General features: G+C 71.6%; 12 protein-coding genes. All 12 read left to right on the top strand.

Annotated features, from left to right (window positions below; all coding sequences use genetic code 11):
* The 12 genes from nuoF (at position 1) to ACRWND_RS00620 (ending at position 16,571) form a co-directional block, all read left to right on the top strand.
* Positions 1 to 1,332, top strand: coding sequence for an NADH-quinone oxidoreductase subunit NuoF (gene nuoF, locus ACRWND_RS00675; protein WP_431944791.1), 1,332 nt, complete (start codon positions 1 to 3; stop codon positions 1,330 to 1,332).
* Positions 1,329 to 3,830, top strand: a complete 2,502-nt coding sequence (locus ACRWND_RS00670; RefSeq protein ID WP_431944613.1) for an NADH-quinone oxidoreductase subunit G — start codon at positions 1,329 to 1,331, stop codon at positions 3,828 to 3,830. The genes nuoF and ACRWND_RS00670 overlap by 4 nt, the downstream gene beginning before the upstream one ends.
* A 35-nt stretch (positions 3,831 to 3,865) precedes the next feature.
* On the top strand, positions 3,866 to 5,164 hold the full coding sequence (nuoH, locus tag ACRWND_RS00665; RefSeq protein ID WP_431944789.1) for an NADH-quinone oxidoreductase subunit NuoH: 1,299 nt from the start codon (positions 3,866 to 3,868) through the stop codon (positions 5,162 to 5,164).
* Positions 5,157 to 5,813 (top strand): NADH-quinone oxidoreductase subunit NuoI, encoded by a 657-nt coding sequence (gene nuoI / locus ACRWND_RS00660; RefSeq protein WP_431944611.1) that lies wholly within the window; start codon positions 5,157 to 5,159, stop codon positions 5,811 to 5,813. Before nuoH ends, nuoI begins: the two co-directional genes overlap by 8 nt.
* The gene (locus tag ACRWND_RS00655; RefSeq protein ID WP_431944610.1) at positions 5,810 to 6,667 is read left to right on the top strand and encodes an NADH-quinone oxidoreductase subunit J; all 858 of its coding nucleotides are present in this window, start codon (positions 5,810 to 5,812) and stop codon (positions 6,665 to 6,667) included. Before nuoI ends, ACRWND_RS00655 begins: the two co-directional genes overlap by 4 nt.
* Entirely contained in the window at positions 6,664 to 6,963 is a 300-nt protein-coding gene (gene nuoK, locus ACRWND_RS00650) for an NADH-quinone oxidoreductase subunit NuoK (RefSeq protein WP_431944608.1), read from the top strand. Before ACRWND_RS00655 ends, nuoK begins: the two co-directional genes overlap by 4 nt.
* A 12-nt stretch (positions 6,964 to 6,975) precedes the next feature.
* Entirely contained in the window at positions 6,976 to 8,874 is a 1,899-nt protein-coding gene (gene nuoL, locus ACRWND_RS00645) for an NADH-quinone oxidoreductase subunit L (protein WP_431944606.1), read from the top strand.
* Positions 8,874 to 10,469, top strand: a complete 1,596-nt coding sequence (locus tag ACRWND_RS00640) for an NADH-quinone oxidoreductase subunit M (protein ID WP_431944604.1) — start codon at positions 8,874 to 8,876, stop codon at positions 10,467 to 10,469. The genes nuoL and ACRWND_RS00640 overlap by 1 nt, the downstream gene beginning before the upstream one ends.
* A complete protein-coding gene (gene nuoN / locus ACRWND_RS00635; protein ID WP_431944602.1) occupies positions 10,466 to 12,118 on the top strand; it encodes an NADH-quinone oxidoreductase subunit NuoN in 1,653 nt (550 codons plus the stop codon). The genes ACRWND_RS00640 and nuoN overlap by 4 nt, the downstream gene beginning before the upstream one ends.
* 440 nt (positions 12,119 to 12,558) lie before the next feature.
* A complete protein-coding gene (locus tag ACRWND_RS00630; RefSeq protein ID WP_431944787.1) occupies positions 12,559 to 12,960 on the top strand; it encodes a hypothetical protein in 402 nt (133 codons plus the stop codon).
* A 1,076-nt stretch (positions 12,961 to 14,036) separates the two neighbouring features.
* Positions 14,037 to 15,023, top strand: coding sequence for a polyprenyl synthetase family protein (locus tag ACRWND_RS00625; protein ID WP_431944786.1), 987 nt, complete (start codon positions 14,037 to 14,039; stop codon positions 15,021 to 15,023).
* A 279-nt stretch (positions 15,024 to 15,302) separates the two neighbouring features.
* A complete protein-coding gene (locus ACRWND_RS00620; protein WP_431944600.1) occupies positions 15,303 to 16,571 on the top strand; it encodes a LolA family protein in 1,269 nt (422 codons plus the stop codon).
* The last annotated feature ends 8 nt before the right edge of the window (positions 16,572 to 16,579 follow it).

Raw genomic sequence — 16,579 nt, 5'->3', positions numbered from 1 at the left:
ATGGTCGACTCGGCGGAGAAGGTGCTGTCGCCCGTTCTCTCGGCCTTCTGGGACGATCCGCAGTCCTGGACGCTCAAGACGTACCGCCGGCACGAGGGCTACGAGGGCCTGCGCAAGGCGCTGGCCATGCCCCCGGACGACGTGATCGCCCTCGTCAAGGACGCCGGCCTGCGCGGCCGCGGCGGCGCCGGCTTCCCCACCGGGATGAAGTGGCAGTTCATCCCGCAGGGCGACGGCAAGCCGCACTACCTCGTCGTCAACGCGGACGAGTCGGAGCCGGGCACCTGCAAGGACATCCCGCTGCTCTTCGCCAACCCGCACTCGCTCATCGAGGGCATGGTGATCGCCTGCCACGCGATCCGCTCGAACCACGCCTTCATCTACCTGCGCGGCGAGGTCGTCCCCGTGCTGCGGCGGCTGCACCACGCCGTCGACGAGGCCTACAAGGGCGGCTTCCTCGGCAAGAACATCCTCGGCAGCGGCTTCGACCTGGAGCTGACCGTCCACGCCGGTGCGGGCGCCTACATCTGCGGTGAGGAGACCGCGCTGCTGGACTCCCTCGAGGGGCGCCGCGGCCAGCCCCGGCTGCGCCCGCCCTTCCCGGCGGTCGAGGGCCTGTACGCCTGCCCGACGGTGGTCAACAACGTCGAGTCGATCGCCTCGGTGCCGTCGATCCTGCTCAAGGGCAAGGACTGGTTCCGCTCCATGGGCAGCGAGAAGTCCCCGGGCTTCACGCTCTACTCGCTCAGCGGCCACGTCGCCAACCCCGGTCAGTACGAGGCCCCCCTCGGCGTCACCCTGCGCCAGCTGCTGAGTCTCAGCGGCGGCATGCGGCCCGGCCACCGGCTGAAGTTCTGGACCCCGGGCGGCTCCTCGACGCCGATGTTCACCGACGAGCACCTCGACGTCCCGCTGGACTACGAGGGCGTCGGCGCCGCGGGCTCCATGCTCGGCACCAAGGCGCTGCAGTGCTTCGACGAGACGACCTGCGTCGTGCGGGCCGTCACCCGCTGGACCGAGTTCTACGCCCACGAGTCCTGCGGCAAGTGCACGCCGTGCCGCGAGGGCACCTACTGGCTCGTCCAGCTGCTGCGGGACATCGAACGCGGGGCCGGCTCGCTGGCCGACCTCGACAAGCTCGCCGACATCGCCGACAACATCAACGGCAAGTCCTTCTGCGCCCTCGGCGACGGAGCGGCCAGCCCGATCTTCTCCTCCCTCCAGTACTTCCGCGACGAGTACGTGGAGCACCTGGAAGGCCGAGGCTGCCCCTTCGACCCGTCCAAGTCCACGGCCTGGGCCGACAAGTCCCCCCTGGAGGTGAACGCGTGACCGTCACCACCAACGCCGCTTCCGGTGAGGCGGCGGTGCCGCCCGAGGACCTGGTGTCCGTCACCATCGACGGCATCGAGGTCGCCGTGCCCAAGGGCACCCTGGTGATCCGCGCCGCCGAGCTCATCGGCATCGAGATCCCGCGGTTCTGCGACCACCCCCTCCTCGACCCCGTCGGCGCCTGCCGCCAGTGCATCGTCGAGGTCGAGGGCCAGCGCAAGCCGATGGCCTCCTGCACGATCACCTGCACCGACGGGATGGTCGTCCGGACGCAGCTCACCTCCGGCGTCGCGGAGAAGGCCCAGCGCGGGGTGATGGAGCTGCTGCTCATCAACCACCCGCTGGACTGCCCGGTCTGCGACAAGGGCGGCGAGTGCCCACTGCAGAACCAGGCGATGTCCGCCGGCCAGGCCGACACCCGCTTCGAGGGCCGCAAGCGGACGTACGAGAAGCCCGTCCCGATCTCCACCCAGGTGCTGCTGGACCGCGAGCGCTGCGTGCTGTGCGCGCGCTGCACCCGCTTCTCGCAGCAGATCGCCGGAGACCCGATGATCGAGCTGGTGGAGCGCGGCGCGCTGCAGCAGGTCGGCACCGGCGAGGGCGACCCCTTCCAGTCGTACTTCTCCGGCAACACCATCCAGATCTGCCCGGTCGGCGCCCTGACCTCGGCGGCCTACCGCTTCCGGTCCCGGCCGTTCGACCTGGTCTCCTCGCCCGGCGTGTGCGAGCACTGCGCGGGCGGCTGCGCCACCCGCACCGACCACCGGCGCGGCAAGGTCATGCGCCGGCTCGCGCAGGACGACCCCGAGGTCAACGAGGAGTGGATCTGCGACAAGGGCCGCTTCGCGTTCCGCTACGCGCAGCGCCCCGAGCGGCTCACCACCCCGCTGGTCCGCAACGCCGACACGGGTGAACTGGAGCCGGCGAGCTGGCCCGAGGCCCTGGAGGCCGCCGCCCGCGGACTCGCCGCGGCCCGCGGCCGCACCGGTGTGCTGACCGGCGGCCGGCTCACGGTCGAGGACGCGTACGCCTACGCCAAGTTCGCCCGCGTCGCCCTCGACACCAACGACGTCGACTTCCGGGCCCGCGTCCACTCCGCGGAGGAGGCTGACTTCCTCGCCGCCGTCGTGGCGGGCCGGGGGCGCGACCTGTCCGGCGACGGCGTCACGTACACGCTGCTGGAGAAGGCTCCCGCCGTGCTGCTGGCCGGGCTGGAGGCCGAGGAGGAGGCGCCCGGCGTCTTCCTGCGCCTGCGCAAGGCCTGGCGCAGGCACAAGCAGCGCACCTTCGCGCTGGCCCCGTTCGCCACCCGCGGGCTGGAGAAGGCGGGCGGCACCCTGCTGCCCGCCGCGCCCGGCACCGAGACCGAGTGGCTGGACGCCCTCGCCGGTGGCACCGGCCTGGACGGCAACGGCGCCACCGCCTGCGAGGCGCTGCGCGCCGAGGGCGCGGTCATCCTGGTCGGGGAGCGGCTGGCGGCCGTTCCGGGCGCGCTCTCCGCGGCCGTGCGGGTCGCGGAGGCGACCGGCGCCCGGCTGGCGTGGATCCCGCGCCGCGCGGGCGAGCGCGGTGCGCTCGAGGCGGGCGCCCTGCCCGGGCTGCTGCCCGGCGGCCGCCCGGTCACCGACCCGCGGGCCCGTGACGAGGTCGCCGAGGTCTGGGGCGTGGCCACGCTTCCGTCCCGCCACGGCCGCGACACCGGCGAGATCCTGGAGGCGGCCGCGCGCGGCGAGCTCGGCGCGCTCCTCGTCGGCGGCGTCGAGCCGGCCGACCTGCCCGATCCGGCCCGGGCCCGCGCGGCCCTGGACGCGGCGGGCTTCGTGGTCAGCCTGGAGCAGCGCCCCGGCGAGGTCACCGAGCGGGCGGACGTCGTGCTGCCGGTCGCCGCGGTCGCCGAGAAGGCGGGCACCTTCCTCAACTGGGAAGGCCGGGTCCGGCCCTTCGAGGCCGCGATCAAGCCGGCCCTGCAGGTCCAGCGGCACCAGTTCCCGGACGCCCGGGTGCTGACCATGCTGGCCGACGCGATGGACGTCCACCTCGGCCTCGCCGACGTGCGCTCGGCTCGCGCCGAGCTCTCCCGGCTGGCCCCGTACGAGGGTCCGCGGGCCACCGCCCCGCAGGAGACCGGCCGTCCGCTGCCCAAGCCCGGCAGCGGCGAGGCGGTCCTCGCGGGCCACCGGCTGCTGCTCGACCAGGGCCTGCTGCAACAGGGCGACGACGCCCTCGCCGGCACCCGCCACCCGGCGGTCGCCCGCCTGTCGGCGACCACCGCGAAGGAGATCGGCGTCGCCGACGGCGAGCCGCTGGAGGTCTCCGGCCCGCTGGGCACGGTCCGGCTGCCGCTTCAGGTGACGGCGATGGCCGACCGGGTCGTGTGGGTGCCCCTCAACTCGGTCGGCGGGGGAGTCGCCTCGGACACCGGCGCCCTGCCGGGCCAGGTCGTCCGGATCGCCCCGGCCGCCGTGGACGCCGCTGCCGCACCGGAGGTGACACCGTGACGGGACTGACGACGCTCGCCGCCGAGGACCTGTCCATGTTCGGACGGGACCCGTGGTGGCTGATCGCCATCAAGGCGGTCTTCTGCTTCGCGTTCCTGATGCTGACCGTGCTCTTCTCCATCGTGTGGGAGCGCAAGGTCGTCGCGTGGATGCAGCTGCGCATCGGCCCCAACCGGCACGGTCCCTGGGGCATGCTCCAGTCGCTCGCCGACGGCGTGAAGCTGATGCTCAAGGAAGACCTCGTCGTCAAGAAGGCCGACAAGGTCGTCTACGTGCTGGCCCCGATCGTCGCGGCCATCCCGGCCTTCATGGCGATCGCGGTGATCCCCTTCGGCCCGGCGGGCAACGAGGTCTCCGTCTTCGGCCACCGCACGCCGATGCAGCTCACCGACCTGCCGATCGGCGTCCTGTACATCCTGGCCACCGCCTCCGTCGGCATCTACGGCATCGTGCTGGCCGGCTGGTCCTCCGGCTCGACATACCCGCTGCTCGGCGGACTGCGCTCCTGCGCGCAGATGATCTCCTACGAGATCGCGATGGGCGTCGCCTTCGCGTCGGTCTTCCTCTACTCCGGCTCGATGTCGACCTCGCAGATCGTCGCCCAGCAGGAGGGGCGCTGGTACGTCCTGCTGCTGCCGGTGTCGTTCATCATCTACGTCGGCACCATGGTCGGTGAGACCAACCGCGCGCCGTTCGACATGCCCGAGTCCGAGGGCGACCTGGTCGGCGGCTTCAACACCGAGTACTCCTCGATCAAGTTCGCGCTCTTCATGCTTGCCGAGTACGTGAACATGGTGACCGTCTCGGCGGTGGCCACCACCCTCTTCCTGGGCGGCTGGCGGGCCCCGTGGCCCGTCAGCACCTTCTGGGAGGGCGCCAACCACGGCTGGTGGCCGCTGCTGTGGTTCGTGATCAAGGTGCAGCTGCTGCTCTTCTTCTTCATCTGGCTGCGCGGCACGCTGCCCCGCGTCCGCTACGACCAGCTGATGAAGCTGGGCTGGAAGGTCCTGATCCCGGTCTCGATGGTGTGGCTGATGCTGGTCGCCACCGTCCGGGCGCTGCGCAACGCCAACCACGACGGCGTGACGGTCGTGTTCTACGTCGGCAGCGGTGTGGTCCTGCTGTTCCTGGCCAGTCTGGTCTTCGACGTCCTCCGCGACCGCGGCGAGAAGGCCGCCGAGGAGGCCGCGGCGGGCGGGCCGCCGGAGCCGTTCGACCCCATGGCGGGCGGGTACCCCGTGCCGCCGCTGCCCGGCCAGGAGCTGCCGCCCGTCCCGCGGCGGCCGTCCCGTGCGGAGCGTCAACTCGTAGGCAAGGAGGCCGACGATGCCTGAGTTCCTGGGCCCGGTCGCGGGCTTCGGCGTGACCTTCAAGGCCATGTTCAAGAAGCGGCTGACCGAGCAGTACCCCGAGGAGAAGAAGCCGACCGCGCCGCGGTTCCACGGCCGCCACCAGCTCAACCGGCACCCGGACGGGCTGGAGAAGTGCGTGGGTTGCGAGCTGTGCGCGTGGGCCTGCCCGGCGGACGCGATCTACGTCGAGGGCGCCGACAACACCGACGAGGAGCGCTACTCGCCGGGTGAGCGCTACGGCCGCGTCTACCAGATCAACTACGCCCGCTGCATCCTGTGCGGACTGTGCATCGAGGCCTGCCCGACGCGGGCCCTGACCATGACCAACGAGTACGAACTCGCCGACAGCAGCCGCGAGTCGCTGATCTTCACCAAGGAGCAGCTGCTCGCCGGACTGACCGAGGGCATGGTCGACACCCCGCACGCGATCCACCCCGGCATGGACGAGGCCGACTACTACCGCGGCGCGGTGACCCGGGCGGCACCCGGGACCGAGCGCCAGGTCGCGGTCTCCAAGGGCGAGAAGCCGGACGAGACGGTGCGCTCCGACGAGGGCGGCCAGGGCGAACCGGCCGTGGCGGTCCCCGCGACGGGCGGCACCGCTCCGGCCGGGACGGGAGGCGAGGCATGAACGGCGTGACCACCCTGGCCGGCCTGACGACGGCGGCCGGGTACTCCACCTCCACCGGGGAGGCGGTCCAGTTCTGGGTGCTCGGCACCGTCGCGGTGCTCGGCGCGCTCGCGACCGTGCTGATGAAGAAGGCCGTGCACAGCGCGCTGTCGCTGGCGGGGACGATGATCGTCCTGGCGGTCTTCTACCTGGCACAGGGCGCGTACTTCCTCGGGGTCGTCCAGATCGTCGTCTACACCGGCGCGATCATGATGCTCTTCCTCTTCGTCGTCATGCTGGTCGGCATCACCGCCGCCGACTCGCTCAAGGAGACGCTGAAGGGGCAGCGCTGGCTGGCCGCGGGAGCCGGCCTGGGCTTCGGCGTGCTGCTGATCGCCGGCATCGCCAACGCCTCGATCACGAACTTCCAGGGGCTCGGCCAGGCCAACGCCGGCGGCAACGTCGAAGGCCTCGCCGCACTGATCTTCACCAAGTACGTGTGGGCCTTCGAGGTCACCGGCGCGCTGCTCATCACCGCCGCCGTCGGCGCCATGGTCCTCACCCACCGCGAGCGCACCCAGGCCCGCGCCACCCAGCGCGAACTCAGCCTGCGGCGCGTGCGCGAGGGCGTGGCGTCCGGCCGGCGTCCCGCGGCGTCGGGCTCCGCCTGGCCGCTGCCCACCCCGGCTCCCGCACCCGGCGTCTACGCCCGCAACAACGCGGTCGACGTCCCCGGTCTGCTGCCGGACGGCACGGTCTCGGAGCTCAGCGTCAGCCCGACGCTGCGCGCCCGCGGCCAGTACCGGGACGTGTCCGCGGAGGCGGTCGCCAAGGTCGCCGAGCTGGAACAGCGCTCCGAGGAGGCGTCGAAGTGAACCCGGTCAACTACCTGTACCTGTCGGCCTTGCTGTTCACCATCGGCGCGGCCGGGGTGCTGGTCCGGCGCAACGCGATCATCGTCTTCATGTGCGTCGAGCTGATGCTGAACGCCGCCAACCTGGCGTTCGTCACCTTCTCCCGCATGCACGGCAACCTCGACGGCCAGATCATCGCCTTCTTCACGATGGTCGTCGCCGCCGCGGAGGTCGTCGTGGGACTGGCGATCATCGTGACGATCTTCCGCTCCCGCCACTCGGCCTCGGTCGACGACGCCAGCCTGATGAAGCTCTAAGGGGTAGCGACAGTGGACTACTTGATCGGATGGCTCGTCCTCCTGCCGCTGCTGGGCGCCGGCGTGCTGCTCAGCTGCGGCCGGAGGCTGGACCGCACGGGCCACTGGATCGGCACCACGCTCGCGGGGGCGTCCTTCGTCGTCGCGGCGGTGCTCTTCTTCGACATGCTGGGCCGCGCCGGCGAGGACCGCGCGCTGCACTCGACCGCCTTCCCCTGGATCTCCGTCGGCGGCTTCCGGGCGGACGTGGCCTTCCAGCTCGACCAGCTGTCGATGACCTTCGTCCTGCTGATCACCGGTGTGGGAACGCTCATCCACATCTACTCGATCGGCTACATGGAGCACGACGAGCGGCGCCGCCGCTTCTTCGGCTACCTCAACCTCTTCCTCGCGGCGATGCTCCTGCTCGTCCTCGCCGACAACTACCTGCTGCTGTACGTCGGCTGGGAGGGCGTGGGCCTCGCCTCGTACCTGCTGATCGGCTTCTGGCAGCACAAGCCCAGCGCGGCCACCGCGGCCAAGAAGGCCTTCATCGTCAACCGCGTCGGCGACGTCGGCCTGTCGATCGCGATCATGCTGATGTTCACCACCTTCGGCACCTTCGCCTTCGAGCCGCTCTTCGGCCAGGTGGACCGGGCGGGCGAGGGCGTGCTGACCGGCATCGGCCTGATGCTGCTGCTCGCCGCCTGCGGCAAGTCGGCCCAGGTTCCGCTGCAGTCCTGGCTCGGCGACGCGATGGAGGGCCCGACCCCGGTCTCGGCCCTGATCCACGCGGCGACGATGGTGACCGCCGGCGTCTACCTGATCACCCGCTCCAGCGTGATCTTCGACGCCGCGCCCACGGCCCAGATCGCGGTGGTGACGGTCGGAGCGGTCACGCTGCTCTTCGGTGCGATCGTCGGTTGCGCCAAGGACGACATCAAGAAGGCCCTGGCCGGGTCCACGATGTCGCAGATCGGCTACATGGTGCTGGCCGCGGGCCTCGGCCCGATCGGCTACGTCTTCGCGATCATGCACCTGGTCACCCACGGCTTCTTCAAGGCGGGGCTCTTCCTCGGCGCCGGATCGGTCATGCACGGCATGAACGACGAGGTGGACATGCGCAAGTACGGGGCCCTGCGGAAGTACATGCCGGTCACCTTCGCCACCTTCGGACTCGGTTACCTGGCGATCATCGGCTTCCCGGGCCTGTCCGGCTTCTTCTCGAAGGACAAGATCATCGAGGCCGCCTTCGCCAAGGGCGGCACCGAGGGGTGGATCCTCGGCGGCGCGGCCCTGCTGGGCGCGGCGATCACCGCGTTCTACATGACCCGCGTGATGCTGATGACCTTCTTCGGCGAGAAGCGCTGGCAGCCCGACGCGGACGGCCACGAGCCGCACCCGCACGAGTCGCCGAAGTCGATGACGATCCCCATGGTCGTGCTGGCCTTCGGCTCGGTCTTCGCGGGCTTCCTGTTCAGCTGGAACGAGGCCTTCGTGAAGTGGCTGGAGCCGGTCACCGGATACAAGGAGGGCCACCCGCCGATGGGCGCCGCGGCGGTCACCGGCGCCACGGTGACGGTCATGGTGCTCGGTGTGGCCCTGGCCTGGGCCATGTACGGCCGCCGCCCGGTCCCCTCCGTCGCCCCGCGGGCCAGTTGGCTCACCCGTGCCGCCCGGCGCGACCTGCTCCAGGACGACTTCAACCACGTCGCCCTGGTGCTGCCCGGCGAGTACCTCACCCGCGGTCTGGTCTACCTGGACCACAAGGGTGTGGACGGCGTCGTCAACGGCACGGCGGCCGCCGTCGGCGGCCTCTCCGGCCGTCTGCGGCGGCTCCAGAACGGTTATGTGCGCAGCTACGCCGTGTCGATGCTGGCGGGCACCGCGGTGCTGGTCGCCGCGACGCTGCTGATGAGGGGTGTTGCCTGATGTCCTTCCCCCTGCTCACGCTGACCGCCGGCCTGCCGGCGCTCGGCGCGATCGCCACCGCCGCGGTGCCGGCGGCGCGGCGCGGGGCCGCCAAGTGGCTCGCGCTGCTCGTCTCGCTGGCGACGCTCGTGCTGGCCGCCGTCGTCTTCGTGCGCTTCGACCCGGGCGGCGCCCGCTACCAGCTCACCGAGTCCCACGCCTGGATCGCCGACTTCGGTGTCCGCTACGAACTCGGGGTGGACGGCATCGCCGTCGCGCTCATCGGGCTGACCGCGCTGCTCGTCCCGTTCGTCATCGCGGCGGGCTGGCACGACGCCGATCCCCTGGAGGAGAAGAACCCGGGTCGCCGCTGGCGGCCCACCCAGGGCTTCTTCGCGCTGATCCTGCTGGTCGAGGCGATGGTGATCATCTCCTTCGAGGCCACGGACGTCTTCCTCTTCTACATCTTCTTCGAGGCCATGCTCATCCCGATGTACTTCCTCATCGGCGGCTTCGGGGACCGTGCCCACGAGCACGGCGAGGAGGAGGCGGCCCGTCAGCGCTCCTACGCGGCGGTGAAGTTCCTGCTCTACAACCTGGCCGGCGGGCTCATCATGCTGGCCGCGGTCATCGGGCTCTACGCCGTCACCGCCGACCAGCTCGGCCAGGGCACCTTCTCCCTCCAGGAGATCCTGCAGGCCCGGGCGGCAGGCAAGCTCGACATGTCCACCACCGCCGAACGCGCTCTGTTCCTGGGCTTCTTCTTCGCGTTCGCGGTCAAGGCCCCGCTGTTCCCGCTGCACACCTGGCTGCCCAACGCCATGGGCGAGGCCACGGCGCCGGTCGCGGTGCTCATCACCGCGGTCGTCGACAAGGTCGGCACCTTCGCGATGCTCCGCTTCTGCCTCCAGCTCTTCCCCGAGGCCAGCGCGTGGGCGACGCCGGTGGTCCTGGTGCTGGCGCTGATCAGCATCATCTACGGCGCGCTGCTCGCCGTCGGCCAGCGCGACATCAAGCGGCTGATCGCATACGCGTCGATCTCCCACTTCGGCTTCATCATCCTGGGCATCTTCGCGCTGACCTCCCAGGGCCAGGGCGGGGCGACGCTGTACATGGTCAACCACGGCATCTCCACCGCCGCGCTGATGCTGGTCGCGGGCTTCCTGATCTCCCGCCGCGGCTCCCGCCTCATCGCTTCCTACGGCGGGGTGCAGAAGGTGGCCCCGGTGCTGGCAGGCACCTTCCTGATCGGCGGTCTGGCCACCCTGTCGCTGCCGGGGCTCGCGCCCTTCGTCAGCGAGTTCCTCGTCCTCGTCGGGACGTTCAGCCGCTACCCGGTGGCCGGGATCGTCGCCACCACCGGCATCGTCCTCGCCGCGCTGTACGTCCTCGTCCTGTACCAGCGGACGATGACCGGCCCGGTGAAGGCCGAGGTACAGGGGATGCCCGACCTGAAGGTCCGGGAACTCGCCGTCGTGGCACCGCTGATCGCGCTGCTGATCGTGCTCGGCGTGTACCCGAAGCCGCTGACCGACGTCGTCAACCCGGCGGTGCAGCAGACGCTCTCCGACGTGCACAAGTCCGACCCCAAGCCGGCGCTGGAGGCTTCCAAGTGAGCAGCACAGGTGCTGTCCACAGCCTGTGGACAACGGCGGCGCCGCTCGCCGCCGACAAGATCGAGGCGCCGAAGATCGAGTACGCCCAGCTCGCACCGATCCTGATCGTCTTCGGTGTGGCCGTTCTCGGCATCCTCCTCGAGGCGTTCCTGCCGCGCCGCTTCCGCTACGCCGGGCAGGTCGGCCTCGCGGCCGTCGGCCTGGCCGCCGCCTTCGCCGCGGTCGTGGCGCTCGCGGCGGGCGGCTACGCCACGACGAAGGCGCACATCGCCGCCATGGGCGCGGTCGCCGTCGACGGCCCGGCCCTGTTCCTGCAGGGCACGATCCTGCTCGTCGGCCTGGTCGGGCTGTTCACCTTCGCCGAGCGCCGGCTCGACCCCAGGGCGCACGGCCGGCCGGTCGACTCCTTCGCCGCGCAGGGCTCCGCGGTGCCCGGCAGCGACCAGGAGAAGGACGCCGTCAAGGCCGGCTTCACCACCACCGAGGTCTTCCCGCTGCTGATGTTCGCCATCGGCGGCATGCTCGTCTTCCCGGCGGCCGACGACCTGCTGACGCTCTTCGTGGCCCTGGAGGTCTTCTCCCTCCCGCTCTACCTGCTGTGCGCCCTCGCCCGGCGCCGCCGCCTGATGTCGCAGGAGGCGGCGGTCAAGTACTTCCTGCTGGGCGCCTTCTCCTCCGCCTTCCTGCTGTTCGGCATCGCGCTGCTGTACGGCTACGCGGGCACCGTCTCCTACGCCGGCATCGCCTCGGTCGTCGACGGCACCGCCACGCTCACCCCGGCGCTCGCCGGCTCCGCGGGCAACGACGCGCTGCTGCTGATCGGTGCCGCGCTGGTCGTGATGGGGCTGCTGTTCAAGGTGGGCGCCGTGCCGTTCCACATGTGGACGCCGGACGTCTACGAGGGCGCGCCGACCCCGGTCACCGGCTTCATGGCCGCGGCCACCAAGGTCGCCGCCTTCGGGGCGCTGCTGCGGCTGCTCTACGTCGTCCTGCCCGAACTGCGCTGGGACTGGCGGCCGGTGATGTGGGGCGTCGCGATCCTCACGATGCTGGCCGGCGCGATCGTGGCGGTCACCCAGACCGATGTGAAGCGCCTGCTCGCGTACTCCTCGATCGCGCACGCCGGCTTCATCCTGGCCGGTGTCATCGCGACCACGCCGGAGGGCGTCTCCTCGGTGCTCTTCTACCTGGCGGCGTACTCCTTCGTGACGCTGGGCGCCTTCGCTGTCGTCACGCTGGTGCGCGACGCCGGCGGGGAGGCCACGCACCTGTCCCGCTGGGTGGGTCTGGGGCGGCGCTCCCCGCTGGTGGCCGCGGTCTTCGCGGTCTTCCTGCTCGCCTTCGCCGGCATCCCGCTGACTTCGGGATTCGCGGGGAAGTTCGCGGTCTTCAGCGCCGCCGCGCAGGGCGGCGCGGTGCCGCTGGTGATCGTCGGTGTGATCTCGTCCGCGATCGCGGCGTTCTTCTACATCCGGGTCATCGTGCTGATGTTCTTCAGCGAGCCGAAGGCCGACGGCCCCACGGTCGCCGTGCCCTCGCCGCTGACGTCCACGGCCATCGCGGTGGGTGTGGCCGTCACCTTGGTGCTGGGCGTCGCGCCCCAGTACTTCCTGGACCTCGCGAACCAGGCGGGCGTCTTCGTCCGCTGACTGCTCGCGCGGCCCGAGCGCCCCGCGACCGGCCTCCGGTCGCGGGGCGCCTGCGTGGGTCGCGGCAGCGCACCGAGACGGGACCGCGCGGCCTGCACGGTGGGCGCGGCGGCACGGCGAAGCCGGTCGGGCCCCACCGCGTCACCGTGCGGTCCCTTCCGCCCGGCGCCGGGATGCCGGCAGGCGGTGCGACCGCCCATCGGGAACCCGAACTCCCCGTCGTGGCCGCGCGCCACCCCGCCGGCCCGTCCGGCGGGCCGGCCGGCACCCGGACACGGACGCACCTTCGGCGGAGCGCCGCCGCGCCCTGCGGGGGCGGACTGTCCGCCGGGGCGCCGGGCTGATGGCCCAGGTGTGAGACCGGTGGTCCCGCATGTTCAAGGGTCGCGTATTCGCCGCAACCGTAGGCGGATCGGCACCCTGTGCCGGTGCCCTGCGGCATGATGAAGGGCGTGAACACTGAGATGGTCATAGACGTCTGGCAGCGGCTTCTCGCCGACCCTCGCAAGTCGTGGGTGCTGTTCGAGCATGGCACCTGTGTCGTGCTGACCGCTCCGGAAGGGGAGCTTGCGGAACAGGCGACCGACCTCCTCAAGGAGTTCGGCCCAGCGCATGCCGGATCCTCGGCAGGAGACTTCGGGGTGATCGACCCCGAGGACGTCGAGGGATGGGTCGTCACCGGGCATCACAACGACGTCCTCACCTATGTCGGTCCCGATGAGCCTCAGGATCAGTCGCATTTCGCTGTCGGGCTGCTCGGACGTTCCAAGCGCCACCGGGACGGCACCGAGCTTCACGTCGTCCATGTGGAGGACAGACGCGGCTCAGCGGACCCAGCGTAAATATCACCCTTCGTCGCCGGTGGTCGCCGGGGGCGTATGGCTGTCTTGTCGTGGCAACCGAGCGCCTTCGCGATGAGGGGAGCCGGGGCCTGGAGGACGTGCTGCCGGACGGCGGAGGTCCTGCCGCGCTGCGGCGGGGCGCCGATGTGACGCAGATGAACCTGGAGGCCGACCGGACTCATCGGCTGTCCGCGCTGACGGCCGGGGAAGAGCCACTGCGAGCTCCGGCTGCCGGCGTAGGGCAGGTGCTGACGGGACTGAGGACGACGGCTCGGCCGAAGCCGCGATGCGGGATAAGCCGGCCCTGCGCTGCAACGCTGTGCGCCCCCTTCCCTCGCTGCTGGGCGAGTCGGACGCGCTCGGCGCGGCCCCGGCCGCCAAACCACTGTGCGTCTCCCCGGCGCCTCCTGCACCCACATCCCGAACCTGCGCGAACTGCGCGCCGGAACCGTGCCCCGGCAGCCTGAAGTCCCCCGCGAAGCAGCTCAGGCTCAGCAAGATCGATCCCAGCGGCACTTCCTGCACCGCGACACCTCACACACGTGGCCCCGCAGGCGCCGCTCATGGGGCCGCCCACGGCCTGCCCCGGCGGCGCCTGTCCTGGCGCCGTGCCGTGTGCGCGGCGGTCAGGGGGTCTCGGAGGCGGTTAGGTCCGGTCCGGTCGGGTCGGCAAGGGCCGCGCGGCGGTTCACGCGAAAGCCCGGCACCGCGGCGGGGCCGTGCCGCCCCAGGCGTGCGCTCCGCGGACCGTACGCCTGGGGCGGCATGGCGGGTGGCGCTCGGGGAACCCGGAACACAGCGGTAGCGCCCGGCGAGGCCTCTGCGGGGTGCCCCGCCAAGGGAGTTCGGCGGCGGTGGCGGGCGCCGCGGCCGAGCGCCGGGCCGGGAAAGGCCAGGAGCATACACGGGCAAAACCGGTTGTAGTGGGCCTAGGGAGCCATGCCCTCTCAGTGATCGAGAGGCGACCGGTTACTCTGCCGGTGTAGTACAGCGCCACGCCGCAAGCCGCAGAAGCGATCTCAGCGACAGGAGAATCCCAGGTGACGACCGTCGTCGGGCCCTTCGGGCTGAGCGTCATGGACGAGGATCTCGAGTCCGGTGTGCGGGCCGGGCTGTCCGCTGTCGAGGAAGGCCTCTTGGAGGCCACCAAGAGCGACGTACGGTTCATCACCGAGGCGGCCCGACACCTCGTGCACGCGGGCGGGAAGCGGTTCCGTCCGCTGCTGGTGCTGCTGGCCGCCCAGTTCGGCGACCCGCACGCGCCCGGCATCGTGCCGTCGGCCGTGGTGGTGGAACTGACGCACCTGGCGACGCTGTACCACGACGACGTCATGGACGAGGCCGACGTGCGCCGCGGCGTGCCGAGCGCCAACGCCCGCTGGGACAACTCGGTGGCCGTGCTGACCGGCGACTTCCTGTTCTCCAAGGCCTCGCACATACTGGCCGACCTCGGGCCGGAGGCCGTACGCATCCAGGCCGAGGCCTTCGAGCGGCTGGTGACCGGGCAGATCCTCGAGACGGTCGGCCCGCGCGACGGTCGCGACCCGATCGAGCACTACCTGGAAGTCATCGCCGGAAAGACGAGCTCGCTGATCGCCGTGGCCTGCCGCTTCGGCGCGATGATGTCCGGCGCCGACGAGAGCGTCGTCGACGTCCTCACCCAGTACGGGGAGCGGATCGGCACGGCGTTCCAGCTCGCCGACGACGTGCTCGACATCGCCAGTGACTCGCACGAGTCCGGCAAGACCCCGGGCACGGACCTGCGCGAGGGCGTGGCGACCCTGCCGGTCCTGCACCTGCGTTCGGCCGTGGCCAGGGCGGGCGGCTTCGCGTCGGCGGACGACCTGCGGCTGTGCGAGCTGTTGGACGGCGATCTGACGGACGACCTGCGGCACGCCGAGGCGCTGGGACTGCTGCGCGTCCACCCCGCTCTGGAGCAGGCCCGGCGCGACACCGTGCGCTACGCGGACGAGGCGCGGGCGCTGCTCGCGCCGCTGCCCGACTGCGCCGCCAGGCAGGCCCTGGAGGGCCTCTGCGACGCCGTGGTGCACCGCGCGGGCTGAGGTTCCCGGGGGCGGCCTCCCCGCCGTCCACACGGCCCCTCGCGGCCCTCGCGGAGGTCTACCGGCCATGGGCCGCAGGGTGCGCCTTCTGCCCTGAGTCGTTGTCAGGGACCGTCATCCTCGAGGAGTAGGCCGGATTGATCCCGGCGGGCGATGCGTCCACCGCCCCGGACTGATGGGATAAGAGGCACCACCACACGGCGGACCGGGTGACAATGGCCCGAGGCGGGCGAGTGCGAGCCGACGGAACCCGCCGTTGACCACGGAGGCAGGGACGCAATGGCATCCATCCAGCCCATGGACGACAGCCGGGAGCCCCGGCACCGGGCCAAGGCGATACGGTACGCGGTCCCGGTGGCGGCGGTGGGAGTCGCCGCGGCGACCATCGGGCTCGTACCGGCGCTCGCGAACGCGGGCAGCCCCGATCTGCCCGGGATCACGCCCGAAGAGCTGATCGCCGAGGTCGTGGCCTCGGACACACAGACGATCTCCGGATCGGTCCGCGTCAGCACGGACCTCGGTCTGCCGGCCGTGCTGACCGGCGCCATGGGCGGCGCCGGACCCTTCGGCGGGGGTGGCGGCGCGGGCGAGCGCGGGGAGTCCTCCGCCGACCCCGAGGAGCAGCTGCCCCAGCTGCTGGCCGGCTCCCATACCCTGCGGGTGGCGGCCGACGGCCCGGAGCGGCAGAAGGTGTCGATCGTCCGGGACGCCGCGGAGTACAGCCTCATCCACGACGGCGACGAGGTCTGGGCCTACGACAGCGGCAGCAACCAGGCCTACCACCTGACCGGCCTTCCGAAGGAGGCGCCGGGCAAGGACAGGGCCGGGGACGGGCGCGAGCTGCCCGAGGGCTGGCCGGCCACCCCGCAGGAAGCCGCGAGGAAGATCCTCGAGGCGGCGCGAGGCACGTCCACGGTGGCGGTGGACGGGACCGCGCGCATCGCCGGCCGGGACGCCTACCAGCTGGTGGTCAGGCCCAAGGCCACCGACTCCACCGTCGGCGCGATCCGGATCGGTGTCGACGCCGGCACCGGTGTGCCGCTGCGGTTCACCCTCGCCCCGAGGGACGGCGGCAAGGCCATCGTGGACATCGCCTTCACCAGGGTCGACTTCTCCCGGCCCGCCGCCTCGACCTTCGACTTCACCCCGCCCAAGGGCGCGAAGGTGACGACGGAGAAGGCCGGCGAGAAGGCGGAGAGGAAGGCCGGGGAGTCCCGCGGCGGGCGGGAGGGGCCCGGGGAGCACGGTGCCCTGGAGGGTCTGCGCGATCTGGACGTCCTCGGCAAGGGCTGGGACTCGGTCGCCGAGCTGAAGCTGCCGCGAGAGGCGCTCAACGGCGACACGTCCGGGGGTGGGGACAAGGGCCCCGCCTTCGGGGGAACGGGGATGCTCGACACCTTCGGCAAGGCGGTCGAGGGCGACTTCGGCACCGGCACGGTGATCAGCACCCGGCTTGTCAACGCCCTGATCACCGACAGCGGCACGGTCTATGTGGGCACCGTGACCCAGGAGGCCCTGATCAAGGCCGCGGACACGGCCGCGAAGTAGCGCGTCGA

It is taken from the genome of Actinacidiphila sp. bgisy167, assembly GCF_965342175.1.
Classification (GTDB): Bacteria; Actinomycetota; Actinomycetes; order Streptomycetales; family Streptomycetaceae; genus Actinacidiphila.
Note: the sequence above shows the minus strand (reverse complement) of the source record. Positions and strands in the feature narration are given on the sequence as shown.

Bases quoted from the DNA above. Each gene is read 5' to 3' on its own strand.
- nuoF (WP_431944791.1), top strand. From the start codon at position 1: ATGGTCGACTCGGCGGAGAAGGTGCTGTCGCCCGTTCTCTCGGCCTTC.
- nuoH (WP_431944789.1), top strand. From the start codon at position 3,866: ATGTTCGGACGGGACCCGTGGTGGCTGATCGCCATCAAGGCGGTCTTC.
- nuoI (WP_431944611.1), top strand. From the start codon at position 5,157: ATGCCTGAGTTCCTGGGCCCGGTCGCGGGCTTCGGCGTGACCTTCAAG.
- ACRWND_RS00655 (WP_431944610.1), top strand. From the start codon at position 5,810: ATGAACGGCGTGACCACCCTGGCCGGCCTGACGACGGCGGCCGGGTAC.
- ACRWND_RS00640 (WP_431944604.1), top strand. From the start codon at position 8,874: ATGTCCTTCCCCCTGCTCACGCTGACCGCCGGCCTGCCGGCGCTCGGC.
- ACRWND_RS00630 (WP_431944787.1), top strand. From the start codon at position 12,559: ATGATGAAGGGCGTGAACACTGAGATGGTCATAGACGTCTGGCAGCGG.
- ACRWND_RS00625 (WP_431944786.1), top strand. From the start codon at position 14,037: ATGGACGAGGATCTCGAGTCCGGTGTGCGGGCCGGGCTGTCCGCTGTC.
- ACRWND_RS00620 (WP_431944600.1), top strand. From the start codon at position 15,303: ATGGCATCCATCCAGCCCATGGACGACAGCCGGGAGCCCCGGCACCGG.